The sequence below is a fragment of the Cellulomonas sp. genome (genome assembly GCF_015234515.1).
GTDB lineage: Bacteria > Actinomycetota > Actinomycetes > Actinomycetales > Cellulomonadaceae > Cellulomonas.
Map to the genome: position 1 here is coordinate 203,169 of NZ_JADGMY010000011.1, position 25,966 is coordinate 229,134.

The following is a 25,966-nucleotide window of genomic DNA, read 5'->3' on the forward strand; positions in this document are numbered from 1 at the left end:
GGCCCCGGGGACGACGTAGAGACGAGAGGTGTCGTGCCGTGGCCGAGTCAGCTGTCCCAGGAGCCGTGCCGAGCGCTGCGCGGACGGTCGTCATCACCGGCGGGGGTACGGGCATGGGTCGCGCCATCGCGGACCGGTTCGTGTCGGAGGGCGCCGAGGTCGTCGTCGTCGGACGTCGGCTGGAGCCCTTAGAGCGTGTGCAGCGTGCACACGTCGACGCCGCCGTCCGTGCGGTCCAGGCCGACCTGACCGACCCGGACGCCGTCCTCCGTGTCGCCGACGCGCTCGAGGGCAGGGTGGTCGACGTCCTCGTCAACAACGCCGGGGGCGTCGGCGAACCGCCCGCGCCGGGCCTGCACGGGCGACTCCAGGCGTGGCGCCACGTCCTCGACCAGAACCTGCTGTCCGCGATGATGCTCACCGAGGCGTTGTGGCCGGTCCTTGCCCGACCGGGCGGTCGGGTCGTCACCATCAGCTCGATCGCTGCTCAGCGCGGTGGGGGAGGTGCCTACGGCGCGGCGAAGGCCGGTCTGCTCGCGTGGAGCGCCGAGCTCGCCGTGCGCGGTGGCCGGGACGGCATCACCGTCAACTCCGTGGCCCCCGGCTACGTGGCCGACACGGAGTTCTTCAACGAGAGCGGACGGTCTCCACGGCACGATGCGCTCGTGAGCCAGACGCTGCTCGGTCGCGCAGGAGCGCCGGCCGATGTCGCAGGGGCGGTGCAGTACCTGGCCTCCGAGGACGCCGGTTGGGTGACCGGGCAGGTGCTCAGCGTCAACGGCGGCGCTGTGCTGGGCCGGTGAGAGTGCGGCACCCCCGCCGCCACGAGGGTGACGGGGGTGCCGGTCTTGCAGGTCAGGCGCTCACGGGAGCAGCCGTGACGCCTGACGATCAGCAGTCGTAGTAGAGCTCGAGCGACAGCCAACTCCGCTGCGTTTGTGCTGCTCAGCGAGTTTGGGGCTGGTGCACGAGTAGGTGACACCCACCTGTGGCGCCGGGGGCGTCGCTGGAAGGATGCGCATCGTGCCCAGGCCCTATCCCAAGGGGTTCCGCGACGATGTCGTGGCGGTGGCTCGCCGCGGGGATGCTCCGATCGAGCAGGTCGCAGCCGACTTCGCCGATCGCCGAGTCGTGCCTGCGCAACTGGTTGCGTGACGCCGACGTCGAGGACGGTCAGCGGCCCGGCCAGAGCCGTGTCGAGTCCGCCGAACTGCGGGAGGCGAACCGCCGCATCCGACTACTCGAGCAGGAGAACGAGATCCTGCGCCGCGCAGCGGCCTACCTGTCCCAGGCGCACCTGCCGGGAAGAGGCTCTACCCGCTCGTGAGCGAGCTCGCCGCAGACGGCATCCCCGTCGCGGTGACGTGCCGGGTCCTCAAGCTCGCCAGACAGCCCTACTACCGCTGGCTCGCCGCGCCCGTGACGCATCGGGAGCTCGACGAGGCGCACCTGGCCAACGCGTTGTTCGACGCCCACCGTGACGACCCGGAGTTCGGCTACCGGCTCCTGGCCGACGAGGCCACCCGCGCCGTGCACCGGGCGTGCGACCGGCGGGTGTGGCGGATCTGCTCGGGCAACGGCTGGTGGTCGGCCTTCGGGAAGCCACGGGCCAGGGGCGCCAAGAAGGCCGGCCCACCGGCCCACGACGACCTCGTCCTGCGTCTCTCGGGACACGATGCCTGCGCACCGGCTAGCGAATCTGCCGCACCCGTTCGGAAGAACCCCAGGCGGTGTCGGCGGTCAGGGCCACTACGTCCAGCCGGTTGGCGAGCGCGAGACAGAAGCGGTCAGCGAGCGACAGACCGGATCCGCGCTGCCACAGCGCGGCCGCCGCCTCACCGTCCCGGGCGGTGGCATCGTGGAGGGACAGGCCGTAGCTGGCGAGCAGGGCGGAGGCGACGGACCAGTCCCCTCCACCAGCGCGGATCTTCTGTGCGACTTCGGACCAGTTCACGGCCGAGCACACTGTGCCGCCGGCCAGCGCCTCCTCCACGACGTCGGCCCCGGGTTCACCGGCGAGGAAGGCCAGGACTGCGGAGGCGTCAAGAACAGCCGTCACGCGGCGTCCTCTGCTGCTGCGGCGGAGCGACGGTCAGCGAGGAGCTGGGCGACGACGTCCGTGCCGGCGAGCTGGCTGCGCAGGAGGTCGCGCGCTTGTTCGCGGGTCATGAGCACCAGGCCGCCGGGTGTCTCGAGCAGCAGCAGCGGGACGCCTTCTGCCAGGCCGGTGTGTGCGCGCACCTCCGCGGGGACGACGAGCCGCCCGCGGTCTCCCATGGTCACAGGGTATGTCCCACTCATCGAAGTAGCGTACCACTCGTGATGTCTGCGTGGGATGGAAGAGTGAGCCCTGGGCGTAGGCCAGACGCGCCCACGCGCAGCCCGGTACGGCGAGCGGCGCCGCCTGGCGCGCTTGACCCCGGCGCCCAGCGGTTCGTCCTGGTCGCCCGCCTCGACGCGCAGACTCGCAGCGCGCCCCGCGGCTGCGACCTGCGCTGAGCCGGGCGTCCAAGGCCTGCGCTCGGTTCCACGCCTCCTGCGCGCGGCGGCTACCGCAGAGCTCGCCGGCGCGTCGACCGTGCTCGTGGTACCAGATGATCCGGTAGTTCGGCTTGGCCTGCGTCGGCTCGATGAGCGTGACGCGGCCGCTGGCGCCGATCGGGATGCCCCGGCGTCGGGCGCTCACGCCGCGGCCTTCCGTGCCGCGCGTGCTGCTGCGATCGCCGCGAGGGCCGCGTCCTCGGAGACCACGTAGGTGGCGCTGGTCGCCGCCGCCGAGGATCCGGCCGCGGCAGGACCCACCGTGCTCGCGGCGATGCCACTCGCGCCGGCCGGCTTGTCGGCACCAGCGGCGGCGCAGTTCGGGCAGACCCGGGCGCTGTCGCCATCGACGAAGTCGAGCACCGTGAGAAGGCCCGCCATTGCGGCAACCTCCGCACGCGGTTGTGGCAAGAAAAGCGGCACCCCCGCCGCCACGAGGGCGACGGGGGTGCCGGTCTTGCAGGTCAGGCGCTCACGGGAGCAGCCGTGACGCCTGACGATCAGCAGTCGTAGTACAGCTCGAACTCGTGCGGGTGCGGACGCAGCCGGATCGGGTCGACCTCGGCGGAGCGCTTGTAGTCGATCCACGTCTGGATGAGGTCCGGCGTGAAGACGTTGCCGGCCGTCAGCCAGTCGTGGTCGGCCTCGAGGTTGTCGAGGACCTCGGACAGCGAGCCCGGGACCTGCTCGATGAGCGCGTGCTCCTCCGGGGGCAGCTCGTACAGGTCCTTGTCGACCGGGTCCGGCGGCTCGATCCGGTTCTGGATGCCGTCGAGGCCGGCCATGAGCATGGCCGCGAACGCGAGGTACGGGTTCGACGACGGGTCGGGCACGCGGAACTCGATGCGCTTGGCCTTCGGGTTCGAGCCTGTGACCGGGATGCGGATGCACGCGGAGCGGTTGCGGGCCGAGTACACCAGGTTGACGGGGGCCTCGAAGCCGGGCACCAGGCGGTGGTAGGAGTTCACCGTCGGGTTGGTGAACGCCAGCAGCGCCGGCGCGTGCTTGAGCAGGCCGCCGATGTACCAGCGCGCCATGTCCGACAGGCCGCCGTAGCCCTTCTCGTCGAAGAACAGCGGCTCGCCGTCCTTCCACAGCGACTGGTGGACGTGCATGCCCGAGCCGTTGTCGCCGAACAGCGGCTTCGGCATGAACGTCGCCGTGCGGCCGTTCTCGTGCGCCACGTTCTTCACGACGTACTTGAACAGCTGCACCTTGTCGGCCGACTTGCCGAGGGTGTCGAAGCGGTAGTTGATCTCCGCCTGACCGGCCGTGCCGACCTCGTGGTGGGCGCGCTCGACCTGGAAGCCCAGCTCGTCGAGCTGCAGCGAGATCTGGTCGCGCAGGTCGGCGAAGTGGTCGACCGGCGGGACGGGGAAGTAGCCGCCCTTGTAGGGCGTCTTGTGCCCGAGGTTGCCACCCTCCTCCTTGCGGCCCGTGTTCCAGGCGCCCTCGATGGAGTCGATGTAGTAGAACGACGCGTCCTGGCGGGTCTGGAACCGGATGTCGTCGAAGATGTAGAACTCGGCCTCGGGCGCGAAGAACGCGGTGTCCGCGATGCCGGTCGACTTCAGGTACGCCTCGGCCTTCGCGGCGACCTGGCGCGGGTCGCGGCTGTACGGCTCGTCGGTGTACGGGTCGACGATGTGGAAATTGATGTTGAGCGTCTTCTCCGTGCGGAACGGGTCGACGTAGGCCGTCGTCAGGTCCGGGATCAGCTTCATGTCGGACTCGTGGATCGCCTGGAAGCCGCGGATCGAGGACCCGTCGAACATCTGGCCGTCGGTGAAGAAGTCCGCGTCGAGCGAGGCGGCAGGCACGTTGAAGTGCTGCATCACGCCCGGCAGGTCGCAGAACCGCACGTCGACGAACTTGACGTCCTCGCTCTTGATGAACGCCAGGACTTCCTCTGGCTTCGTGAACATCCGCTGCTCCTCGGTCGATGGTGCCCGGTCGTCCCGGGCAGAGCGAGGCTAGGAGCGGCGGGTTTCCCTGCCGTGGCCTCGCTGTTTCCGGGAGGTTACGGACCTGCGTGCGAGGTAACGATCGCACGACATGGCGGGTGCATCGGGCCGATCGGTGGCGCACGTAGGCTGGACGCATGGTGACGCGCGACTCCGTGGGCTCCTGGCTCGAGGGTGGACCCGGTGGCCACGACGACGGGGACGGACCCGCGCGCGGCGCGCGGCTGGGCCTGCCCGCGACGGGCCCGGGATCGCTCGCGCGCCTGGGTCGCCGCGTCGTCGCGCTCGCGATCGACTGGGCCGCCTGCCTCGCCGTCTCCGCGGTGCTGCTGCCCTCGCGCACCGACGGGCTCTACCTGCTGCGCGGGGACTCCCTGGCGACGTTGGCGGTCTTCGCGCTCGAGAACGTCGTGCTCGTCGCGACGCTCGGGCACACCCTGGGGCACCGCCTGCTCGGCCTGCAGGTGCGGCGGGCGATCCAGGCGGCGCCCGACGGGCCGCCGCAGCTCGCGCACCGCCCACCCGGCGTGGTGGCTGCACTCGTGCGGACCGGGCTGCTCTGCCTGGTGCTGCCGGCGGTGATCTGGGACGGCGACGGTCGCGGCCTGCACGACCGTGCGGCGGGAACGGTGCTCGTCCGGCGCTGACCGCCCCGACGCACCGCCGCGGGGCTCAGCGCCCGCGCATGCCCTTGCGGTCGGGGCGTGCACGCGTCGGGTCGATCCCCTTCGGCACGGGCAGCTTCGCGGCGCCGAGGGACGTGACCCGGCGCAGCACGACAGCGACCTCGTCCTTGGTGAGCTGCGGCTTGAGCTTGGTGACGGTGCGCGGCAGCTTGCGCAGCGGCACCTGGCCCTCGCCGTCACCGACCTGGATGAGGTGGATCGGCGCGCCGGACACCACGCGCGCCGTGCGCTTGCGCTCCGCCTCGAGCAGCTTGCCGACGCGGTGGGACGGGCCCTCGCCGACGAGGACGACCCCGGGCCGTCCGACGCCCCGGAAGACCAGGTCCTGCGTGCGCGGGTCGACCGCGACGGGCTCCTGCGTGAAGGTCCACCCGCGGCGCAGCGTGCCGAGCGCCGCGAGGGCGGCGCCGGGCTGGCCCTCGATGCGCGTGTACGCGGCCGTCTCGGCCCGTCGTGCCAGCACGAACATCGCACCCAGGACCGCGAACGGGATGCTGAGGATCAGCACGTAGACGAGCTGGTTGATCAGCAGGCCGATCACGACGCCGAGCGCCACGATGCCGAGGAACACCGCGAGGATGATCCACGTGACGGCGGGGTCCGACTGCCGGGTGATCTGGAACGCCTGCCAGACCTGGTGGTACCAGCGGGTCTTCTTGACCTTCCCGGTGCCCGCCCCCGTGCTCGAGGAGGAGCCCTGCGGGGACGTGGAGCGCTCGCGTGCCATGAGCCGGGAGTCTACCGGCGCGGACGCGTGCGACCGAGCCGTCGTCCGCGTCAGCCCGCAGTCGTCCTGGAGAGCAGGGCGGACGCCTCCTGGCGGGCCGTCATCGGCTCGCCGAGGTGCGCCAGCGCGTCCGGGATCTCCAGGCCGCGACGTCGCATCGCCTGGCCCCACAGCCGCCCCGCCCGGTACGACGAGCGCACGAGCGGTCCGGACATCACCCCGAGGAACCCGATGCGCTCGGCCTCCTCGGAGAGCTCGACGAACTCCTCCGGGCGGACCCAGCGGGCGACGGGGTGGTGACGCACGGACGGACGCAGGTACTGCGTGATGGTGATGAGGTCGCAGCCCGCGTCGTGCAGGTCCTGCAGCGCCTCGACGACCTCCTCGGTCGTCTCACCCATGCCGAGGATGAGGTTCGACTTGGTCACCAGGCCGGCCTCGCGGGCGCGTGTCAGGACGGACAGCGAGCGCTCGTAGCGGAAGGCCGGGCGGATCTGCTTGAAGATCCGCGGCACGGTCTCGAGGTTGTGGGCCAGCACCTCGGGACGCGACTCGTTGATCAGGTCCAGCAGCTCGGGGACCGCGTTGAAGTCGGGGATGAGCAGCTCGACGCCGGTGCCGGGGTTCATGGCGTGGATCTGGCGCACCGTCTCGGCGTACAGCCACACGCCGCCGTCGGGCAGGTCGTCGCGCGCCACGCCCGTGATGGTCGAGTACTTCAGGCCCATGGCCTGGACCGACTCGGCGACGCGGCGCGGCTCGTCGGTGTCGAGCGCCGCTGGCTTGCCGGTGTCGATCTGGCAGAAGTCGCAGCGCCGCGTGCACTGGTCACCCCCGATGAGGAAGGTGGCCTCGCGGTCCTCCCAGCACTCGAAGATGTTGGGACAGCCCGCTTCCTCGCAGACCGTGTGCAGGCCCTCGCGGCGCACCAGGCCCTTGAGCTCGCTGTACTCGGGGCCGGTCGTGGCCCGCGTGCGGATCCACTCCGGCTTCTTCTCGATCGGGGTGGCGGCGTTGCGCGCCTCCACCCGGAGCATGCGGCGGCCCTCGGGAGCGATCGTCACGCCGTCAGCCTAGCCCGCTTACGCGGACCTCCCCTGTCCACGGGGTGTGACGGGGACCTCTGTCCCGCGCGCATCGGGCGCCCGGGGGGCAGGCTGGGGCGAGACGGTCGACCGCCGGCCCGCGGGGGGCGACCGGCCGGCCTGGAGGAGGTGGCGCGATGCGCGTCCTGGTGACGGTGGCGTCGCGGCATGGAGCGACGCGCGAGATGGGTGCGGAGGTCGCCTCGCAGCTGCGCGCGGCGGGCCACGACGTGGACGAGCTCGAGCCGGACGACGTCGAGCACGTCGAGCCCTACGACGCCGTGGTGATGGGCTCGGCCGTGTACGTCGGGCGGCTGGCGCTCGGGCTGCGCGACCTCGTCGAGCGGCAGGCCGGCCAGCTGCGGCAGCGCCCGACGTGGCTGTTCTGGTCCGGTCCCGTGGGGGACCCGCCCATGCCCGAGACGGTGCCCGACGACGTGACCGACATCGCCCGCACGACGGGGGTGCGCGACGTGGCGGTGTTCGCCGGACGGCTGGACCGCGACGGGCTCAACATCTCCGAGCGTGCGCTCGTCGCGCTCACCCGCGCCGACGCCGGCGACTTCCGCGACCTCGACGCGGTCCGCGCCTGGGCACAGGGGATCGCGGCCGCGCTGCGCTCGATCGAGCGGGACGCGTAGCGGCTCAGCGGCCGGTCGCCGCCGCGTGGTGCACGGCCAGCAGCGGGCCGAGCACGTCCTGCAGGTGCCCGACGACCACGGGCGCGACCTCGGCGATCGTGACGCTGCGCGCCGCCTCGGCGGACAGCGTCGTGACGTCGGCGTCGTCGATGCCGCACGGCACGATCCGCGAGTACCAGTCGAGCGACGCGGTGCAGTTCAGGGCGAAGCCGTGCATCGTCGTGCCCCGGGCGACGCGCACGCCTATCGCGGCGACCTTGCGCTCACGGCGTGGCAGCGGCGACGCGGTGGCGTCGTCGGCGGGCAGCCACACGCCGCTGCGCCCCTCGACGCGTCCGGCGGTGACCCCGACGTCGGCGCACGTGCGGATCAGCGCCTCCTCGAGGGCGCGGACGTAGCGCACGACGTCCACCGGTTCCGCGAGGCGCACGATCGGGTACCCGACGAGCTGACCCGGCCCGTGCCACGTGATGCGCCCTCCGCGGTCGACGTCGACGACGGGCGTGCCGTCGACGGGACGGTCGGAGCGCGCCGTGCGCTTGCCCGCGGTGTAGACGGGCTCGTGCTCGACGAGCAGGAGCGTGTCCTCGCGCTCACCGGCGGCGACGGCCGCGTGGATCTCGCGCTGCAGGTCCCAGGTGGGCACGTACGGCTGCAGGCGGGTGCCGAGCTCGAGCGGTTCGACGCGCATGCTCGCCAGGCTAGACGGTCGGTGCCGACGGGTGAGCGGTCTCGCGAGGGCGCACCGGTCCGGGCAGCAGCTCCCACGGCGCGACGAGCTCACGCAGCAGCTCGTCGAGCAGCGCTCGACGCTCGGGCGGCAGGTGCCCGAGCACCTGCTCCTGGGCCGGTCGGGGATCGGCGCACGCCGCGAGGGCGGCGGCGCCCGCGGGCGTGATGTCGATCACGTGACGTCGGCGGTCGTCCGCGTGCGGGCGGCGCGTCACGTAACCGGTGCGCTCGAGCCGGGCGACCACACGGCTCATCGTCTGCTCGGTGACGCCGCACGCGTCGGCGAGCTCGCGCTGCGACATCGGCGCGACCGTGACGTGGACGAGGACCGGAAGGCTCGCGTGGTTCAGGTCCCACGACGCCAGGTGCGCGTCCCACGCACGCTCGATCCGCCGCGCGACGGCGGACAGCATCCGTCCGACCGGCCAGTGGTCCACCGGCGGCACCTGCGGGGTGCTCACTCGACCTCCCGTTTGCCGACCTCCTGCTCGGGGTCCATGATACTCAGCATGCTGAGGAATCCCGTGGCCCGTGCGGTGGCCGTCGCTGTGGTGCTCGTCGTATGGATGGGGTTCGCCTCCGTGGGGGGGATGGCCCAGGGCAAGCTGTCCCAGGTCCAGACGAACGACGCCGCTGCTTTTCTGCCCTCGTCGGCGCAGTCCACACGGGCGGCGGAGGCCTCCCGCGAGTTCGTCGACACGCAGACCCTACCTGCGCTCGTCGTGCTGACCCCTGCCGACGGTGGTGACGTCACCGACGAGCAGCTGGGTGCCGTGGCGCAGTTCGCCGGTGAGTTCGCGCAGACGGAGGTCGGCGACGGGACCTGGGCGGAGCGCCTGACCGGTGACATCGTCCCGATCCCCTCCGAGGACGGTGAGGCGATCCTGCTCGCCGTCCCGCTCGACGCCGAGGCGGCGGAGGAGCTCGTGGGGGAGGAGTCCCTCACCAACGTCCTGGTCGCCGACCTGCGGGCCGCGCTCGACGACGAGCTGGGCGCGACCGCGTCCGGCGCCGGCGACCTCGGTCTCGAGGCGTGGGTGACCGGACCGGCGGGGTTCGTCACGGACCTCGGCACCGCCTTCGCCGGCATCGACGGTCTGCTGCTGCTCGTCGCGCTCGGCGCCGTGCTGCTCATCCTCGTCGTCGTCTACCGCTCGCCGTTCCTGCCGCTCGTCGTGATCTTCACGGCCGTCTTCGCCCTCGCCCTCGCCGGGCTGGTGGTGTACGAGCTCGCGGACGCGGGGGTGCTCGTGCTCAACGGTCAGGCGCAGGGCATCCTGTCGATCCTCGTCGTCGGCGCCGCCGTCGACTACTCGCTGCTGCTGGTCGCGCGGTACCGCGAGGAGCTGAAGCACACCGACCACCCGGCCGACGCCATGCGCATCGCCTGGCGCCAGTCCCTCGAGCCGATCGCCGCCAGCGCCGGGACGGTCGTCGCCGGTCTGCTCTGCCTGCTGCTGTCGGACCTCGCCTCCAACCGCAGCCTCGGCCCCGTCGCCGCGATCGGCATCGCCGCGGCCCTGCTCGCCGCGCTCACGCTGCTGCCGGCGATCCTCCTCGTCGCCGGTCGGCGCTCGCGCGCCCTGTTCTGGCCCCGGGCTCCGCGCCCCGCGACGGCCGCGACCACGCCGTCGACGCACGGCGAGCACGCCACGGCCGTCCCGCCGGAGGTCGCCGACCCGGCCGAGGGCGCCGGCCTGTGGGCCCGCTGGGCGCGGTTCGTCGCGCGACGCGCACGTCCCGTGTGGATCGTCAGCGCCGCCGTCCTGCTGCTCGCGGCAGCCTTCGTGCCGACGTTCCGCGCCGGCGGCACGAGCCAGACGGACGTGTTCCTCACGGCCGTGGACTCGGTCGCGGGCGAGGAGGTGCTGGCCGAGCACTACCCGGCCGGTGCCGTGCAGCCCGCCATCGTCGTGGTCCCGCAGGAGGAGCTCGACGCGGTGGTGGAGGCCGCCGAGGGGGTCGAGGGCGTGAGCTCGGCCGCCCCCTACACGGGTGCGCCGTCGGGGGCCCCGGGAGCGGGCGCCGACGCACCGCCGGTCGTCGTCGACGGCCGCGTGCGCGTCGACGTCGTCACCGAGGCGCCGTCCGACAGCCAGGAGGCCGTGGACACCGTCGCGGACCTGCGCGAGGCCGTCACCGCGGTGGCGCCCGACGCGATCGTCGGCGGGCCCGCAGCCGAGACGCTGGACACGCAGATCGCGAGCGAGCGGGACCTGCGCGTGATCGTCCCCGTCGTGCTGGTCGTGATCCTGCTGATCCTCATGCTGCTGCTCCGCTCGGTGGTGGCCGGTCTGCTGCTGATGGCGGCCAACGTGCTGTCGTTCGCCGCGACGATCGGCATCTCCGCCCTGGTCTTCAACCACGTGCTCGACCTGCCCGACGCCGACCCGGTCGTCCCGCTGTACGGCTTCGTCTTCCTCGTCGCGCTGGGCGTCGACTACTCGATCTTCCTCATGACGCGTGTGCGGGAGGAGTCGTTGCGCGTCGGCACGCGCGAGGGGGTCACCCGCGGGCTCGCCGTCACCGGCGGCGTCATCACCTCCGCGGGTCTCGTGCTCGCGGCCACCTTCGCCGCGCTGGCCGTGATCCCGCTGCTCTTCCTGGCACAGCTGGCCTTCATCGTCGCGCTCGGCGTCCTCGTCGACACGTTCGTCGTGCGCAGCCTGCTCGTCCCGGGGCTCGTGCACGACGTCGGGCCGCGCTCCTGGTGGCCCAGCGCGTTGGCCCGCCGTCCGGAGCACGGGGCGCACAACGCCGCCGGCGAGCACGGTCCCGACGCCGCGGACGGCGAGCACGGAGCGCACGCCGCGGCCGGTGGGGCGGCGACGACGACGCGCTGACTGCCTCCTACAGTGGCCGGATGGAACCGCTGCGCATCGGGCTGATCGGGTACGGCGCGGCCGGGCGTGGGATCCACGCCCGGCTCGCGCGTGAGACGGGTCAGGAGGTCGTCGCCGTGGTGACGCGCCACCGCGGCGACCAGGTGCTCGCGGACTGGCCGGGTGCGCGCGTCGTGCCCGACGTCGACGCGCTGCTCGCCGACCCGCAGGACCTGGACCTCGTCGTGGTCGCGAGCCCGACGGGTGAGCACGCGGCGCACGTGCGCGCGGCGCTCGAGGCCGACCTGGCGGTCCTCGTGGACAAGCCGCTCGCCACGACCCGGGTGCAGGCCGCTGCGCTCGTGCGGCTCGCGCGCGAACGTGAGGGTCGGCTCACCGTCTTCCAGAACCGGCGCTGGGACCCCGAGCAGCTGACGCTGCAAGGGCTGCTCGCGGACGGGACGCTCGGCCGCGTGCACCGCTTCGAGCGGCGCTGGGAGAGGTTCCGACCGCAGCCGCAGCACCGGTGGAAGGAGCAGGACCCGGTCGCCGGTGGGCTGCTGCTGGACCTGGGTGCGCACCTCGTCGACTCCGCCGTCCAGCTCTTCGGGCCGGTGCGGCGCGTGCACGCCGAGCTGCGCGCGCTCACGACGCCCGCGTTCGACGACGTCTTCCTCGCGCTCGAGCACGCGCCCGACGCCACCGGCCACCACGTCGTGTCCCACCTGTGGGGCGGCGGGCTCGTGGGGGCGCCGGGACCGCGGACACGGGTGCTGGGTGACGCCGGCGCGTACCTCGTCACGAGCTTCGAGGGTGAGCCGACACCGTTCGCGGTGCTCGACGACGCCCAGGAGGCGGGGCGGCGCCCCGGCGAGCCGGAGCACGAGGGGTGGCTCGTGCGTGGCGCGGAGCGCACGCCGGTGCCGCGCGCGCCGGGCGGTCACGGTGACCTCTACCGGGCGGTCCAGGCGTGGCTGCGGGCCGGGGGACCCGTCCCCGTCGATCCCGCGGACGCGGTCGCCACGGCGCGGGTGCTGGACGCGGCCCGGGTGGCTGCGGAGACCGGAGTGGCCCAGATCCTCGACTGAGCAGCGCCTGTGGACGACGCGCTCGCCGGAGGTGCTCGTCGGTGTTGGATGTCGGGGTGCACACCGCCGCCCCGCCACCGGACGACGTCACCCGGCTCCTGCAGGCGCACGGTACGCGCGTCGCCTCGTCCGTCGGGACGGACGGGTCGTGGTGGGTGGCCCGGCCGGTCGAGGACGACGACGGCCCGTGGCTCGAGGTGCTGGTCGCCGACGTCCCCGTGGACGCCACGCTCGCCACGCGGGCGGGGCTGCTCACGGGCCTCGCGCACCCCCACCTCGCCCGGATCCTCGCGGTGGAGCCCCTGGGCCCCGGGCGCGTCGCGCTGGTGTGCGAGCACGTGCCCGGCCCGACGCTCGCCGCGGTGCGCGCGGCGCGGCCCCCGCTGGCCGACGGTGAGGTCGTGACGGTGGCGGTCCCCGTCGCGCAGGCGCTCGCCGAGCTGCACGCGGCGGGTCTCGCGCACGGCGCGGTCGGCGCCGACCGCGTCGTGCTGACCCCGGGCGGCGTGCCCGTCCTGGTCGACCTGCGCGGTGCGCTGCGCGGCGTGGGCACCACCACCGGGGACGTGCACCGGCTCGTCGCGGCCCTGCTCGGGCTGATGCCGCCGCTCGACGCGCACCTGGCGGCCGGCCTGGAGGAGACCGTGCGGCTGCGCGACGCGCTGGAGGCGCTGCTGCGGGGTCGCGCCACCTCGCAGGAGGTCGTGGAGGCCGTGTTCGCGGCGGCCACGCCCGAGCCGGTCCAGGTCCCGGAGGCGGACGAGCTCGCAGGCGCCCAGGTCGCGCTCGCGGCCGGGCGAAGCGGTGTCGCGCGGTCGGCGGCACCCGACCTTCCGCCTGCGCGGCGCGCGCGTCGGGGACCTCGTCGTCGCCCGTGGTGGCCGGTGGCTGCCGTGGCCGCGACCGTCCTGGTGCTCGGCGGCGGTGCCCTCGTGGTGCGGGCACTGCCCGACCCGCCTGCCGGGGCGAGCGCGCCCGCCACCACCGCCGGCGGCACCGCGGCCACGCCCATCCCAGCGGCGCCGGCGGACGGTGGTGGCGATGCCGGCGATGCGCGGCTGCTGGCCGACGAGCGGGACCCGGCGGCGGCCGCCGCGGCACTGACCCGGCTGCGGGCTGCGGCGCTCGCGGACGCCGACGCGAGCGGCGTCGCCGCCCTCGAGGTCGCCGGGTCGCCGGCGCTCGCGGCGGACGAGGCCCTGCTCGCCGCGCTGGCGGGTGCCCGCAGCGACGGGCTCGTGGTCGACGTCGTGTCGGCTGCCGCCGGCGGGACGACGCCGGACGGTGACGTGAGGGTCGAGGTCACCTCCGCCATGAGCGCACACGTGCGGGTCGCACCGACGGGGGAGCGCACCGACGTGCCGGCGACGCCGGGTCGAACGGTCGAGCTCGTCCTGCGCTGGACGCCGGACGGGTGGCGGGTGTGGGACGTCAGGGCCCCGGGCGGCGCGACGCCCTGAGCCAGTGCGCGACCTCGGCGACCGTGCCGTGCCGTGGCACGAAGCCCGACGCCCGCAGCACCGCGGCGTCGGCGTTGATCGACCCGAGGACCTCCGACGAGAAGTCACCCAGGGCGACGCGCAGGAGCGGTGCGGGCACCGGCACCGTCACGCGTGCACCCCACGCGCGTGCCAACGCCGCGACCAGGTCGTCGTGCCGGTCGGCACGTGCCACGAGGTTGGCCGGCCCCCGCACCGGCTGGGTCAGCAGGTGCGTGATCGCGCGGACCTCGTCGAGCAGGCTGATCCAGCTCCAGTACTGCCGGCCGGACCCCAGCCGCGTCGCGACGCCGGCCCGCAACGGCAGGAGCAAGGGTGCGGCGGCACCGCCGTGCGCGCTCAGCACGATGCCGGTCCGCAGGTGCACGACGCGGACGCCCGCGTCCTGCGCCGGTGCCGTCGCGGCCTCCCAACGACGGACCACCCCCGCGAAGAAGGTGTCGCCGAGGGGCTCGTCCTCGCGCAGCAGCGTGTCACCGCGGTCCCCGTAGGCGCCGATGCCGGAGGCCTGCAGCAGCACGCGGGGTGCGGCGTCGTCCCCCCCACCCGCGAGCTGCGCGAGGGTCCGGGACAGCAGCCCGGCGGTCTGCACGCGTGACGTCACGATCTCGCGCTTGCGCGCGGCCGTCAGCGCGCGGGACGCCACGTTCACCCCGGCGAGGTCGACCACGGCGTCGCACGACGCGACGACCGCTGTGTCGATGCTCCCGGCGACCGGGTCCCACGCGGACTCGCCGGGGGACTGCGGGGCCCGGCGCACCAGGCGGACGACGTCGTGGCCGGACTCGCGCAGGTGCTGCACGAGCGCCGTACCGACGAGACCGGACGACCCGGCGACGAGCACGCGCATGTCGGCCACCCTAGCCACGGGGCGTCCGGACGGCGCGGGGGACCGGCGCGGCGGACGCGGCGACCGGTGGGACGCCGCAGGGCCGCCCACCTGTCGGTGGACGGCCCTGCGCGGGTGCGTGCGTCAGAGGCCGAGCTCGGCCTCGAACGCGCCCTCCTCGAGACGGTTCTTCACCGCGGTGAGGTAGCGGGACGCGTCGGCGCCGTCGACCAGGCGGTGGTCGTACGACAGGCACAGGTAGCACATCGACCGGATGGCGATGACCTCGGCGCCGTCCGCGTCCTTGACGACGACGGGTCGCTTGACGATCGCGCCCGTGCCCAGGATCGCCGAGGTCCCGCCCGGGACGATCGGCGTGTCGATGATCGCGCCGCCCGAGCCGGTGTTCGTGACCGTGAAGGTCGCACCGGACAGCTCGTCCGGCGTCACCTTGTTGGCACGCGTGCGTGCGGCCAGGTCGGCGATCTTGCGCGAGATGCCGGCGATGTTGAGGTCGCCCGCGTCGCGGATGACCGGCACGAGGAGCCCGCGCTCGGTGTCGACCGCGATGCCGACGTTCTCCTGGCCGTGGTACGTGATCGTCTTGTCCTCGAGCACGCCGTTGACCTTGGGGTACGTCTTGAGCGCCTCGACAGCGGCCTGCACGAAGAAGGGCAGGAACGTGAGGTTGACGCCCTCGCGCGCCTTGAAGTCCTCCTTCGCGCGTGCCCGCAGGCGGGCGATCCGCGTCACGTCGACCTCGACGACCGTCGTGAGCTGGGCCTGCGTGTGCAGCGCCTCGACCATGCGCTCGGCGATGATCTGCCGGAGCCGGCTGGCCTTCTCGGTCGTGCCGCGCAGCGGCGAGACGGCCGCAGGAGCTGCCGCCTTGGCCGGTGCCGCAGCGGCCGGTGCCGGTGCCGCCTGAGCGGCCTCGGCGGCCTTGCGTGCCTCCTCCGCCTTGGCGGCCGCCTCGAGGACGTCCTCCTTGCGGATGCGGCCCCCGACGCCCGAGCCGGTGAGCGTGGAGACGTCCACGCCCTTCTCGGCCGCGAGCTTGCGGACCAGCGGCGTGAGGTACGACCCGCCGGCCGACGGCTGCGCGGCCTGCTGCGGTGCCGCCGGCTGGGCGGCGGCCGCCTCCTGCGCGGGGCGCGCAGGCTGCTCGGTCGCGGGTGCCTGCTCGGCCTTCGGCGCGTCCTGGGCGGGCGCGGGCGCCTGCTCGGGCTGCGGGCTCGACTGCGCCGGGGCCGCGGGCTGCTCCGCCGCGGGGGCAGCGGCGGCGTCACCCGACCCGACGATGGCCAGGACTGCGCCGACCTCGACGGTCTCGTCCTCCTGGACGCGGATCTCCTGCAGCGTGCCGGCGACCGGCGACGGGATCTCGGTGTCGACCTTGTCGGTGGAGATCTCGAGCAGGGGCTCGTCGACCGCGACCTCGTCACCGACGGCCTTGAGCCACCGGGTGACGGTGCCCTGGGTGACGGACTCGCCGAGCGCCGGGAGGGTGACCTCCTGGCCGCCACCGCCACCGCCGGACGACGCGGCGGGGGCCGGCGCCTCCTCGTGCTCCTCGACGGACTGCTGCGCGGACTGCTCCGCCGCGGGCTCCTCGACGGGCGCCTGCTCGGCGGGAGCCTCGGTGGCCTCCTCGGCGGGTGCCTGCTGCTCGCCCGAGCCGGCGTCGCCGCCGCCCTCGCCGGAGCCGATCACGGCCAGCGTGGCGCCGACCTCGACGGTGTCGTCCTCCTGGACGAGGATCTGCTCGAGCACGCCGGCGAACGGCGACGGGATCTCGGTGTCGACCTTGTCGGTCGAGATCTCGAGCAGGGGCTCGTCGACGGCGACCGTGTCGCCGACGTTCTTGAGCCAACGGGTGACGGTGCCCTCGGTGACGGACTCACCGAGCGCGGGAAGCTGCACGTTGTCGGACATGACCGCTCGTGTCTCCTTCGATCCTGAGGTCAGTTGTGGGCGTGCAGCGGCTTGCCGGCGAGCGCGAGGAACGCCTCACCGAGTGCCTCGTTCTGCGTAGGGTGCGCGTGCACGAGCTGGGCGACGTCCTCCGGGTAGGCCTCCCAGTTGACGATCAGCTGGCCCTCGCCGATCAGCTCCCCGACGCGCGCACCGATCATGTGCACGCCGACGACCGGACCGTCCTTCTTGCGGACGAGCTTGATGAAGCCCTGGGTGGCGAGGATCTGGCTCTTGCCGTTGCCCCCGAGGTTGTACTCGAGGACCTCGACGCCGTCGTCGCCGTAGAGCTCCTTGGCGCGCTTCTCGGTCACGCCGACCGACCCCACCTCGGGGTCCGAGTACGTGACGCGCGGGATGCCGGACTCCTCGATGAGCGGCGGGTTGAGGCCCGCGATCTGCTCGGCGACGAAGATGCCCTGCTGGAACCCGCGGTGGGCGAGCTGCAGGCCGGGGACGATGTCGCCGACCGCGTAGATGTTGGCCACGCCGGTGTGCAGGCGCTCGTCGGTGATGACGAAGCCGCGGTCCAGCGTGATGCCCTGCTCCTCGTAACCGAGGCCGCCGGTGTTGGGCCCACGGCCCACGGCGACGAGCAGCACGTCCGCGTCGAACGTCTTGCCGTCCTCGAGCGAGACGTGCACGCCGTTGTCGTCCTGCGTGACGCCGGAGAACCGGACCCCCAGGTTGAACGCGATGCCGCGCTTGCGGAACGCGCGCTCGAAGGCCTTCGAGATCGCCTCGTCCTCGTTGGGCACCAGGTGGGGGAGCGCCTCGATGATCGTGACGTCGGCACCGAACGAGCGCCACACGCTGGCGAACTCCGAGCCGATGACGCCGCCACCGAGGATGATGGCCGAGCGCGGCACCCAGTCGAGGGTGAGCGCCTGGTCGGACGTCAGGACGCGGCCGCCGATCTCCAGACCGGGCAGGGACCGCGCGTACGAGCCGGTGCCGAGCACGATGTGCTCGCCGGTCAGGGTGCGGTCGCCCACCTGGACGGTGTTCGGGCCGGTGAGCTTGCCGTAGCCCTGCACGACCTCGATCTTGCGGGACTTGATGAGCCCCTGCAGCCCCTTGTAGAGGCGGCCGACCACGTTGTCCTTGTACTGGTTCACGCCGCCCATGTCGATGCGCTCGAGGTGCGTGTGCACCCCGAAGCTCGCACCCTCGCGGGCGTTGTCGGCCAGCTCAGCGGCGTGCAGGAGGGCCTTGGTCGGGATGCAGCCTCGGTGGAGGCAGGTACCTCCCACCTTGTCGGCCTCGACCAGGGCGACGGTCTTGCCCAGCTCGGCGGCGCGCAGTGCGGCGGCGTAACCGCCACTGCCTCCGCCCAGGACGACGATGTCGAAAGCGGTGCCGTTGTCGGCCACGTGCGCACTCCTCGGAGGGTCTGGGATTTGCTGCCCGCCCATCTTGTCATCCCGGTCGCGTCGCGACGAACTGGCTAGCACGTCCGAGGGTGTGAGTCCCGCGACAGTCGTCCCATGACCTGCGGCCGCGGTGTGCTCGCGGGGCGGCCCGCGTCGTCTTCCAGGCGGGACCCAGGCACCGTCGGTAGGGTGCGGCGCATGGGTCTGTTCTCGCGTCGGCGTCCGGGTCGGTCAGGTGCGCCCACGGGCGCGCCCACCGGACGCGATGCGCGCGCCGAGACGTTGGCGTACCTGCGCGACTTCGTGGCGACCCGGGTGGGGGTGGAGGCGTACGTGGAGCCGCAGACCAACGTCACCCCGACGACGCTCATGCTCGTGGCCACCGACGGGGAGTGGACGCGACGCAAGGTCCCGGACGAGCGCGCAGCCGCAGCGCTGGCACGTGACCTGCAGATACCCGTCTACGACGTCCAGCGCACGGGATACCCGCAGCGCGTGCGGGACTGGAACTCGCGACAGCGCATCGAGCGCAAGCGGCGCGCGGCGGGACGGGCCTGAGAGCTCGACCGGCCGCCGCGCCGCGCGGCGCTCAGGACGCCCGCTGCTCCAGCAGGCGCAGGAGAGTGCGGACGCCCACGCCGGTCCCGCCGACCGGCGTGTAGCCGAAGGCCGTCCGCTCGTTGAACGCGGGGCCCGCGACGTCGAGGTGCGCCCACGGCGTCGTGCCGACGAACTCCTGCAGGAAGATCCCGGCGGTGAGCATCCCGCCGAACCGGTCGCCGATGTTGGCGAGGTCGGCGACCTTCGACTTCAGGCCCGCGCGCAGGTCCGCCGGGAGCGGCATGGGCCAGAACTGCTCGCCGGCGTCGTGCGCCGCGTCGACGAGCTCGGCGCGGGCCTCGTCCGTCCCCATGACGGCCGAGACGCGGTGGCCCAGCGCGACGACCTGGGCGCCCGTGAGCGTCGCGATGTCGACGACGAGGTCCGGCTTCTCCTCGACCGCGGCGACCAGTCCGTCGGCCATGACCAGTCGGCCCTCGGCGTCGGTGTTGAGCACCTCCACGGTCTTGCCGCCCCGGATCGTGATGACGTCGGAGGGCCGCTGCGCGGTGCCGGACGGCATGTTCTCCGCCAGGCAGAGCCAGCCCGTCACGGCGACGGGCAGGCCGAGACGCGCCGCTGCGACCACGGTGTGGAGCACGGCGGCCGCTCCGGCCATGTCCGACTTCATCGCCTCCATGCCGGCCGCGGGCTTGATGGAGATGCCGCCGGAGTCGAACGTGATGCCCTTGCCGACGAGCGCGACGTGCCCGGACGCCTTCGCCGGGGAGTAGGCGACCTTGACGAGACGCGGCGGGCGCGCCGAGCCCTGGCCGACACCGACGATGCCGCCGTAGCCTCCGGCGGCCAGGGCCTTCTCGTCGAGCACCGTCACCTTGAGCGACTTGGCGCCCGATGCCTTGACGGCGGCCTTGGCGGTGTCCGCGAAGGCCTCCGGGAACAGGTCGTTGGGCGCGGCGTTGACCAGGTCGCGCGTCGCGTGGACCGCGGCCGCCAGCACCTCGGCACGTGCCACGGCGGCCTGGGTCGCCTTGTCCCGGGCGAGGGGCGTCACGACCTCGATGCGGCCGACCGGTGCGTCCTGGGTGTGGTAGCGGTCGTACACGTACGCGCCGAGCAGCGCGCCTTCGGCGACGGCGGCGACCGCCTCGGCGTCGTCCGCGGGCAGGGCGAGGGCGACGGAGCCCAGGCCGGACAGCTCGCGCGTCGCGGCGCCGCTCGCGCGTCGCAGCAGCTCGGCGCCCGCCGGCGTGGCGGTGTCGGCGGGACCCTCACCGAGCCCCGTCACCACCAGGGTGGCCGCACGCAGGCCGGCGCCCGGGAGGCGCCGGACCTCGTCGACCGCGCCGGTGATGCCGAGCCGCGCTCCGTCCTGCGTGATCTGGCGCGTCAGCTCCGCCGGGAGCCAGTCGGCTCCCACCGGGACCACGGACGTGCCCTGGGCGCGCACGCCCACGACCACCGCGTCGACGTCGAGCTGGCTGGGGTCGGAGGAGGTCAGCGAGATCACAGGGCGATGCTACCGGCGACACGCTCGGGGACCGAGGGACCTGTGCGTGCTGCGCATCGGCGACGGTAGGTTCTGGACCCGTGTTCCTCCCTCTCGCGCTGCTCGTGGCGGCGCTGTGCCTCGCGCTGGCCGGCTGGGCCACGTGGTTCGTGGTGGCCGACCGCGCCGTCGTCCTGCGCCAGCTGTGGGGTGGCGCCGTCGTCGAGGGGGTGCTGCTGCTGCAGGCGGTCGTCCTGGCCGTCGTGCAGGCCCGTGGTGACCAGGAGGTCGACGGCTGGCTGCTGTGGGGGTACGTCGTCACGCAGCTGGTCGTGCTGCCCGTGGCCGCGGCCTGGGCGTTCGCGGAGCGGACGCGCTGGAGCTCGGTGGTGCTCCTCGTCGCGGCGCTGACCGTCGCCTTCCTCGAGCTGCGGCTCCTGCAGATCTGGGCGGCGTGAGGTGACGACGCCGGCGCCGACGTCCGCGCACCGCCCGACCGGCACCGGCGGGGGCCGGCTGCTCGTGGCCGTCTACGGCGTGCTCGCCCTGGCCGCGACCGCTCGCGGGCTCTACCAGGTCGGCACCAAGCTCGACGAGGCCCCGGTCGCCTACGTGCTCTCCCTGGTGGCCGGGATCGTCTACCTGGTCGCGACGTACGCGCTCGCGCGCGACCGCCGGGCGCTGGCGTGGGCCGCCGTCGGCTTCGAGCTCCTCGGGGTCCTGACCGTCGGGACGTTGTCGATGGTCGACGTCGGGGACTTCCCGGACGAGACGGTGTGGTCGCAGCTCGGGGCCGGGTACGGGTACGTGCCGCTCGTCCTGCCGTTCGTCGGCCTGTGGTGGCTGCGGCGCACCGGACGCGCGCCGGTCGTGGACACCCCGCCGGCGGACGCACCGCCCGCCGTAGGGTGAGCGCCGTGTACCGGCTCCTCTTCGACCTGGTCTTCCGCCGCATGGACCCCGAGCGTGCGCACGAGGTCGCGTTCGCGCTCATCGGCGCCGTGGGACGCGTGCCCGTGCTGCGCCGGGCGGTGTCGTTCGTCCTGCGTGTGCCCCGCGGGGGCGCCGGGCAGGCCACGGTGTGGGGGCGCACGCTGCCGGGCCGGTTCGGCCTGGCGGCGGGGTTCGACAAGAACGCCCGCGCCGTCGAGGGACTGGCGATGCTCGGGTTCGCGTTCGTCGAGATCGGCACCGTCACCGCGCACCCCCAGCCGGGCAACGAGCGGCCCCGCCTCTGGCGCGTGGTCGAGGACCGTGCGCTGCGCAACCGGATGGGCTTCAACAACGAGGGCTCGGCGGCGGTGGCGGCGCGGCTGCGCCGCCTCCGGAGCACCCCGCACGGCCGCGCCCTCGTGGTCGGCGCCAACATCGGCAAGACGAAGGTGACGCCCGCGGCCGACGCGCCGTCCGACTACGCGACGAGCGCAGAGCGTCTCGCGCCGTACGCCGACTACCTCGTCGTGAACGTGTCCTCCCCGAACACGCCCGGGCTGCGCGACCTGCAGGCGGTCGACGCGCTGCGGCCCGTGCTCACCGCGACCCGGGACGCCGCCGGCCAGGCCACCGCCCGGGCAGGGCTCCCGCCGGTGCCGGTGCTGGTGAAGATCGCTCCCGACCTGTCCGACGAGGACGTCGACGCGGTCGCGGACCTCGTGACGGAGCTGGGTCTCGACGGGGTCGTCGCCGTCAACACGACGATCGCCCACGATCTCGGGCCCGGGGGCCTGTCCGGTCCGCCGGTGCTCCCGCGGGGTCTCGACGTGGTGGCCCGGCTACGGACCCGGCTCGGTCCGGACCCGGTGATCATCGGCGTCGGCGGGATCAGCGGGCCGGCGGACGCCCTCGAGTACCTTGCCGTCGGCGCGACCCTCGTGCAGGCCTACACGGCCTTCATCTACGAGGGGCCGACGCTGCCCGCCCGCATCGGCCGTGCGCTCGCACAGGACTCCGCGCAGAGGGTCGGTGCCCGATGACGGCAGCGCGCGCCCGGTGGCAGTGGCGGCTGGTGGCAGCCGACGGCTCGGACGTCGAACGCCCCGGCAGCCCGGTGTTCCTCGCCCGTTTCGAGGCCGAGCAGTGGCTCGGTGAGCACTGGCGCGCGCTCGCCGCTCAGGGCGTGCACCGCGCCGTGCTGCAGAACGACGGCACGGAGCTGTCGCCCGGCGTCGAGCTGCCCGCCGGCTGAGGCTCACACGAGCGCGGGCTGCGCTCCCGGTGCCCGGGCGGGGGTCGAGCCGCCCAGCGACGCCCACGCGGCGGCCAGGCCGTCGACGGCACGACGCAGCGCCTCGACGGGCTGCGAGAAGGGCACCCGCAGGTGGTCGTCGAAGGTGCCGTCCACGCCGAACGCGGGGCCCGGTGCGATGCGCACGCCGTGGCCGTGCGCCAGCGCCGCGAGCGCCGTCGAGACGGGGCGCCCGAGGTCGACCCACGTCGACAGCCCGCCCGCGGGCACGGGCACGCGCCAGTCCGGCAGGGCCTGGGCGAGCGCCGCGGTCAGCGCGTCGCGCTGCTCCCGCACGGCCGCCCGGCGCTGCGCCAGGACCTCGTCGGCCCGCGCGAGCAGCTCCACCGTGACCAGCTGGTCCAGCACCGACGTGCCCAGGTCCACGTGGGCACGCCGCTGCGCGAGTGCCGCGACGACGTCCGGGTGACCCCGGACCCACCCGACGCGCAGCCCGCCCCAGAACGACTTCGACGCCGAGCCCACGCACACGACGTACCGGTCGGAGGCCGTGCCGCCGGCGAACGGGGCGGGCTCGGGACCGTCGAGCGTGAGGTCCGTGAGCGTCTCGTCCCCGACGACGGCCGTGCGGGTGCGGCGTGCGAGGTCCCGCACGCGCTCACGGTCCGACGCGGACAGCGACGTGCCGGTCGGGTTGTGGTGGTCGGGCACGAGGTAGACGAGGCGGGGTGAGGCCTGGCGCACCGTCGACGACAGCAGCTCGAGGTCGGTCCCGTGCCGGGTGACGGGGACGGGCACGGGTCGGGCGCCGGCCGCGCGGACCGCGTCGATCGCGTGCGGGTAGGTCGGGTGCTCGACGACCGTACGGTCGCCGGGGCCGGCGAACGCACCGGCCAGGAGGTGGATCGCCTGCTGCCCGCCGGTGGTGACGAGGACCTGGTCGGGCGTGGTGGGCACGCCCCGGCGCGTGTAGCGCTCCGCGATCGCCGCCCGCAGCTCGGGCAGGCCGAGCGGGAGGTAGCCCGCGCCGGTCGAGTGGCGGGGGAGCGCGTCGAGGGCGGCGGCGCACGCCTCGGCCAGCTGGGGCGGCGCCGGTGGCGCTGCTGCCGACATGTCGACGATCCCGTCCTCGACGGTGCCCAGCCGGGTCGGCGCCCGGTCGCCCGCGTGCGACGGCAGGGTCGTCACGGTTCCCGACCCGCGCCGGCTGACGAGGAATCCCTCGTCGCGCAGCAGGTCGTAGGCGGCGGTGACGGTGGTGCGCGACAGGCCCAGCGCCTCGGCGACCTCGCGCTCGCCGGGCAACCTGGTCGCGAGCGGCAGCGTCCCGGAGCGCGTGAGCCCGCGCAGCGCGTCGGCCAGCGACTGGTAGGCGGGGCCGTGGTGCTGCCACGACCCGAGCAGCGCCCGGAGCTGCGCTCCGTTGACGCGACGATCCACGTTCACCGACATAGGTCCACTCTCGACGAAGTGGCTATGGATGACAAGGCCATTGGTCGCGAGAGTAGAGCCATGCTGTGGATCGTGGTCTGTCTCCCTCTCGCGCTCGTGCTCAGGGCCCTCGTCCGGTGCGTGCGCGGCGACGGGCTCGGCCATCGGCCGCCGCCGCCCAGCCGCCCCCGTGGCGAGCGTGGCCCGACGTGGTGAGGCCCGCCCCGGACGGCCTGCGGACCGCGGGCCGGGCGGTGCCCCGCGGTCGCGCCGGTGCGCGTCGCGGTGCGCAGCTCGGTGCCGGGCTCGTCCTGTACGCCGCCTCCATCGCGCTGCTCGTCCACCCGGCGCTCGGGTCGACACCCTGGGACGTGCTCAGCCAGGGCGTCGCGCGCGTGGTCGGTTGGACGTTCGGGACCGCTACCGTCGCGGTCTCGCTCGTCGTCCTCGCGTGCTGGGTGCCGCTGCGTCAGCGTCCCGGGGTCGGCACCGTGGCCAACGTGCTGGTGATCGGCGCGCTGGTGGACCCGTTCCTCGCGCTCGCGGGCATGCTGCCCGAGTCGCTGCCGCTCGCCGTCCGCGGTGCGATGGTCGTGCTCGGGATCGGTGTCAACGCGCTGGCGACCGGGCTGTACGTGGGCGCGCGTCTCGGCCCCGGTCCGCGCGACGGGCTGATGACGGGGCTGGTCGCGCGGACCGGTCGACCGGTCCGGCTGGTGCGAGGCGCGATCGAGGTCGTCGTCGTGGCGGCGGGGTGGGCGCTCGGGGGCACGGTGGGTGTCGGCACCCTCGCCTACGCGCTGGCGATCGGACCGCTCGTGCACGTGCTGCTGCCGCGACTGACGGTGCCGACCGAGCGGTAGCCTGCCGCCTGGAAGGGTGTCGTCGAGGAGGGTCATGTACACGGTCGGTGCGGTGGTGGACGGCTTCGAGCTGGCCTCGTCGGGGGAGTGGGTGCGCCTCTCGCCGACCGGGGGATCGCCCTACCGGATCGGTGACGTCGTCGACGGGCACATGCTCCGCACCGACCTGACCTGGGTCCCGCTGCGACGCACGCCGGTCGAGCCGTACGTGGCAGGCGACGTCGTGGACGGGTACGTGCTGACCCCGGACGGCGAGTGGGTCCCTCTCGAGTCGCGGGTGCGCGGGCGGGCGGCCGGCGAGCCCTCGCGCCGGCAGGCGCCGCAGCCGGCTGCGGGCACGGGCGCAGGTGGCGAGCAGTCGGCCGCGCAGCGCTCCGCACGCCGGGCAGCCGAGCATCGGCTCGCCGCGGAACGTGCGGCGGCCGACCGGCGGGCGGTGTCGCAGGAGGCGTCGGCGGAGCAGCGGGCGACCCAGAACCGCGCCGCCGACGCGCGCGCGGCGGCCGGGCGCGCGTCCGAGCGGGCGCGTCAGGTCGACGCCGCGCGGGCGCAGGGCAGCGGTGCGACCGCCGCGCAGGGTGCCGCGGCGCCGGCCCGCCGCACGTACCGGGTCGGTGACGTCGTCAACGGACATGTGCTCACCCCGGACCACCGCTGGGTGCCCGTGGGCGGTGCGCCGTCGCGACCGTCGAGCGCCGGGCAGGCGGCACGCGAGCCGGCGCGCCCGGCCACCGAGCAGCCCGCGCGGCGCAGCGGCATCCCGCCGATCGTGCCGCTGCTGTTCGTCGGGTTCCTCGTGCTCCAGGCCGTCCGGGCCTGCGCGGGCTGACCCGCGCGGGCGCTCCTCGTCAGGCCGGGTGCTGCCCGTGCTTGACCTGGGGCTTCGGGAGCCTGGACGGCCGCACCTGGAACGCACGCATCACCGCGTACATCGTCAGACCGCGGGGCAGTGCAGCGTCGCCGAACTTCGCGGCCAGGCGCTTCTTCAGGCTGCGCCACATGAGCCACGCGTCGATCATCGAGGCGAGGATGTAGACGTACAGCACCACGAGCGAGACCAACGCGACGACCGGCGCACCGCGCGCGGTCAGGAACTGCAGGACGAGGCACAACGCGGCGAACGGCAGGAAGAACTCGCCCAGGTTCCGCCGCGCGTCGACGGTGTCGCGCACGTAGCGGCGCACCGGGCCCCGGTCGCGCGCCGGCATGTGCCGCTCGTCGCCGTTGCGCATCGCCTGGTACTCCAGGTCACGCTGGACGCGGGCCTTGGCGCGCGCGTCCTTCGCGGCGGCGCGACGGTCCGCGGGCACGAGGGGACGCTTGTTGCGGGCCTCCGCCTCCTTGCGCTTCGGCGTGGGGCGGCCCTTGCCGGAGGGAGTGGGCTGCGGCGGCTCGTCGACGACGGGCGCGTCGACGGTCAGCGGGGGATCCTGCTTGCGTCCGAACACTCCTCCAGGGTAGTCGAGTAGCGTCGTA

Annotated in this window: 28 protein-coding genes; 14 read left to right on the plus strand and 14 right to left on the minus strand. The window is 74.0% G+C overall.

Annotation, left to right across the window (positions count from 1 at the left end; all coding sequences use genetic code 11):
* Positions 1-38: 38 nt before the first annotated feature.
* Both IR158_RS04385 and IR158_RS04390 read left to right on the plus strand, forming a co-directional pair.
* Entirely contained in the window at positions 39-803 is a 765-nt protein-coding gene (locus tag IR158_RS04385; protein ID WP_291810037.1) for an SDR family oxidoreductase, read from the plus strand.
* A 254-nt stretch (positions 804-1,057) separates the two neighbouring features.
* On the plus strand, positions 1,058-1,327 hold the full coding sequence (locus tag IR158_RS04390; RefSeq protein WP_291810039.1) for a hypothetical protein: 270 nt from the start codon (positions 1,058-1,060) through the stop codon (positions 1,325-1,327).
* A 363-nt stretch (positions 1,328-1,690) separates the two neighbouring features.
* On the opposite strand, the gene IR158_RS04395 is transcribed toward IR158_RS04390, so the two are convergent.
* The 4 genes from IR158_RS04395 to glnA all read right to left on the minus strand — a co-directional run bounded on the left by IR158_RS04395 (position 1,691) and on the right by glnA (position 4,466).
* Complete coding sequence (locus tag IR158_RS04395) at positions 1,691-2,059, minus strand: type II toxin-antitoxin system VapC family toxin (protein WP_291810041.1); 369 nt, start codon at positions 2,057-2,059, stop codon at positions 1,691-1,693.
* Positions 2,056-2,277 carry an AbrB/MazE/SpoVT family DNA-binding domain-containing protein gene (locus IR158_RS04400; protein ID WP_291810043.1) on the minus strand — a complete coding sequence of 74 codons (222 nt, stop codon included), beginning with the start codon at positions 2,275-2,277 and terminating at the stop codon, positions 2,056-2,058. The genes IR158_RS04395 and IR158_RS04400 overlap by 4 nt, the downstream gene beginning before the upstream one ends.
* 405 nt (positions 2,278-2,682) lie before the next feature.
* Positions 2,683-2,922: a hypothetical protein gene (locus IR158_RS04405; protein ID WP_291810045.1), complete on the minus strand. Its 240-nt coding sequence runs from the start codon at positions 2,920-2,922 to the stop codon at positions 2,683-2,685.
* A gap of 119 nt (positions 2,923-3,041) precedes the next feature.
* Positions 3,042-4,466 (minus strand): type I glutamate--ammonia ligase, encoded by a 1,425-nt coding sequence (gene glnA / locus IR158_RS04410; RefSeq protein ID WP_291810047.1) that lies wholly within the window; start codon positions 4,464-4,466, stop codon positions 3,042-3,044.
* Positions 4,467-4,642: 176 nt separating this feature from the next.
* Between glnA and IR158_RS04415 the strand changes: the two genes are divergently transcribed.
* Complete coding sequence (locus tag IR158_RS04415; RefSeq protein WP_291810049.1) at positions 4,643-5,152, plus strand: RDD family protein; 510 nt, start codon at positions 4,643-4,645, stop codon at positions 5,150-5,152.
* 25 nt (positions 5,153-5,177) lie between these two features.
* On the opposite strand, the gene IR158_RS04420 is transcribed toward IR158_RS04415, so the two are convergent.
* Together IR158_RS04420 and lipA are read right to left on the minus strand one after the other, a co-directional pair.
* Positions 5,178-5,918, minus strand: coding sequence for a DUF4191 domain-containing protein (locus tag IR158_RS04420; RefSeq protein ID WP_291810051.1), 741 nt, complete (start codon positions 5,916-5,918; stop codon positions 5,178-5,180).
* A 50-nt stretch (positions 5,919-5,968) separates the two neighbouring features.
* Complete coding sequence (gene lipA, locus IR158_RS04425; protein ID WP_291810053.1) at positions 5,969-6,982, minus strand: lipoyl synthase; 1,014 nt, start codon at positions 6,980-6,982, stop codon at positions 5,969-5,971.
* A 158-nt stretch (positions 6,983-7,140) separates the two neighbouring features.
* On the opposite strand from lipA, the gene IR158_RS04430 reads away from it, so the two are divergent.
* Positions 7,141-7,644 (plus strand): flavodoxin domain-containing protein, encoded by a 504-nt coding sequence (locus tag IR158_RS04430; protein ID WP_291810056.1) that lies wholly within the window; start codon positions 7,141-7,143, stop codon positions 7,642-7,644.
* A 4-nt stretch (positions 7,645-7,648) separates the two neighbouring features.
* Here IR158_RS04430 and lipB read toward each other — a convergent pair whose 3' ends face one another.
* Positions 7,649-8,335, minus strand: a complete 687-nt coding sequence (gene lipB, locus IR158_RS04435) for a lipoyl(octanoyl) transferase LipB (protein WP_291810059.1) — start codon at positions 8,333-8,335, stop codon at positions 7,649-7,651.
* Between the two features lie 10 nt (positions 8,336-8,345).
* Positions 8,346-8,837 (minus strand): MarR family winged helix-turn-helix transcriptional regulator, encoded by a 492-nt coding sequence (locus IR158_RS04440; protein ID WP_291810062.1) that lies wholly within the window; start codon positions 8,835-8,837, stop codon positions 8,346-8,348.
* A 48-nt stretch (positions 8,838-8,885) separates the two neighbouring features.
* Between IR158_RS04440 and IR158_RS04445 the strand changes: the two genes are divergently transcribed.
* The 3 genes from IR158_RS04445 to IR158_RS04455 are packed head-to-tail and all read left to right on the plus strand — an operon-like array spanning position 8,886 to position 13,746.
* Positions 8,886-11,219, plus strand: a complete 2,334-nt coding sequence (locus tag IR158_RS04445) for an MMPL family transporter (protein ID WP_291810064.1) — start codon at positions 8,886-8,888, stop codon at positions 11,217-11,219.
* Between the two features lie 20 nt (positions 11,220-11,239).
* On the plus strand, positions 11,240-12,286 hold the full coding sequence (locus tag IR158_RS04450) for a Gfo/Idh/MocA family oxidoreductase (RefSeq protein ID WP_291810066.1): 1,047 nt from the start codon (positions 11,240-11,242) through the stop codon (positions 12,284-12,286).
* 56 nt (positions 12,287-12,342) lie between these two features.
* Positions 12,343-13,746 carry a hypothetical protein gene (locus IR158_RS04455; RefSeq protein WP_291810068.1) on the plus strand — a complete coding sequence of 468 codons (1,404 nt, stop codon included), beginning with the start codon at positions 12,343-12,345 and terminating at the stop codon, positions 13,744-13,746.
* On the opposite strand, the gene IR158_RS04460 is transcribed toward IR158_RS04455, so the two are convergent.
* From IR158_RS04460 to lpdA, 3 genes are all read right to left on the minus strand, one after another.
* Positions 13,718-14,635: a TIGR01777 family oxidoreductase gene (locus IR158_RS04460; RefSeq protein WP_291810070.1), complete on the minus strand. Its 918-nt coding sequence runs from the start codon at positions 14,633-14,635 to the stop codon at positions 13,718-13,720. The two genes, IR158_RS04455 and IR158_RS04460, sit on opposite strands and share 29 nt — an antisense overlap.
* A gap of 123 nt (positions 14,636-14,758) precedes the next feature.
* Positions 14,759-16,549 (minus strand): 2-oxoglutarate dehydrogenase, E2 component, dihydrolipoamide succinyltransferase, encoded by a 1,791-nt coding sequence (gene sucB / locus IR158_RS04465; protein WP_291810072.1) that lies wholly within the window; start codon positions 16,547-16,549, stop codon positions 14,759-14,761.
* A gap of 29 nt (positions 16,550-16,578) precedes the next feature.
* A complete protein-coding gene (gene lpdA / locus IR158_RS04470) occupies positions 16,579-17,961 on the minus strand; it encodes a dihydrolipoyl dehydrogenase (protein ID WP_291810075.1) in 1,383 nt (460 codons plus the stop codon).
* A 198-nt stretch (positions 17,962-18,159) separates the two neighbouring features.
* On the opposite strand from lpdA, the gene IR158_RS04475 reads away from it, so the two are divergent.
* Complete coding sequence (locus tag IR158_RS04475) at positions 18,160-18,519, plus strand: oxidoreductase (protein WP_291810078.1); 360 nt, start codon at positions 18,160-18,162, stop codon at positions 18,517-18,519.
* A gap of 31 nt (positions 18,520-18,550) precedes the next feature.
* Here the strand turns inward: IR158_RS04475 and IR158_RS04480 are convergent, their stop codons facing one another.
* Positions 18,551-20,032: a leucyl aminopeptidase gene (locus IR158_RS04480; protein WP_291810079.1), complete on the minus strand. Its 1,482-nt coding sequence runs from the start codon at positions 20,030-20,032 to the stop codon at positions 18,551-18,553.
* A gap of 80 nt (positions 20,033-20,112) precedes the next feature.
* Here IR158_RS04480 and IR158_RS04485 point away from each other — a divergent pair, with 80 nt between their 5' ends.
* Genes IR158_RS04485 through IR158_RS04500 form a run of 4 tightly spaced genes read left to right on the plus strand, consistent with a single transcriptional unit; the run spans position 20,113 to position 22,196 of the window.
* Positions 20,113-20,469, plus strand: coding sequence for a hypothetical protein (locus tag IR158_RS04485; RefSeq protein WP_291810082.1), 357 nt, complete (start codon positions 20,113-20,115; stop codon positions 20,467-20,469).
* Between the two features lies 1 nt (position 20,470).
* Positions 20,471-20,923 (plus strand): hypothetical protein, encoded by a 453-nt coding sequence (locus IR158_RS04490; protein WP_291810085.1) that lies wholly within the window; start codon positions 20,471-20,473, stop codon positions 20,921-20,923.
* A gap of 5 nt (positions 20,924-20,928) precedes the next feature.
* A complete protein-coding gene (locus IR158_RS04495; RefSeq protein WP_291810086.1) occupies positions 20,929-21,984 on the plus strand; it encodes a quinone-dependent dihydroorotate dehydrogenase in 1,056 nt (351 codons plus the stop codon).
* Entirely contained in the window at positions 21,981-22,196 is a 216-nt protein-coding gene (locus IR158_RS04500) for a hypothetical protein (RefSeq protein WP_291810089.1), read from the plus strand. Before IR158_RS04495 ends, IR158_RS04500 begins: the two co-directional genes overlap by 4 nt.
* 3 nt (positions 22,197-22,199) lie before the next feature.
* On the opposite strand, the gene IR158_RS04505 is transcribed toward IR158_RS04500, so the two are convergent.
* Positions 22,200-23,648 (minus strand): PLP-dependent aminotransferase family protein, encoded by a 1,449-nt coding sequence (locus tag IR158_RS04505; protein WP_291810092.1) that lies wholly within the window; start codon positions 23,646-23,648, stop codon positions 22,200-22,202.
* A gap of 188 nt (positions 23,649-23,836) precedes the next feature.
* Here IR158_RS04505 and IR158_RS04510 point away from each other — a divergent pair, with 188 nt between their 5' ends.
* Positions 23,837-24,490 (plus strand): hypothetical protein, encoded by a 654-nt coding sequence (locus tag IR158_RS04510; RefSeq protein ID WP_291810095.1) that lies wholly within the window; start codon positions 23,837-23,839, stop codon positions 24,488-24,490.
* Between the two features lie 34 nt (positions 24,491-24,524).
* A complete protein-coding gene (locus tag IR158_RS04515) occupies positions 24,525-25,319 on the plus strand; it encodes a hypothetical protein (protein ID WP_291810099.1) in 795 nt (264 codons plus the stop codon).
* A gap of 19 nt (positions 25,320-25,338) precedes the next feature.
* Here the strand turns inward: IR158_RS04515 and IR158_RS04520 are convergent, their stop codons facing one another.
* Positions 25,339-25,938 carry a DUF3043 domain-containing protein gene (locus IR158_RS04520; protein WP_291810102.1) on the minus strand — a complete coding sequence of 200 codons (600 nt, stop codon included), beginning with the start codon at positions 25,936-25,938 and terminating at the stop codon, positions 25,339-25,341.
* Positions 25,939-25,966 lie beyond the last annotated feature (28 nt).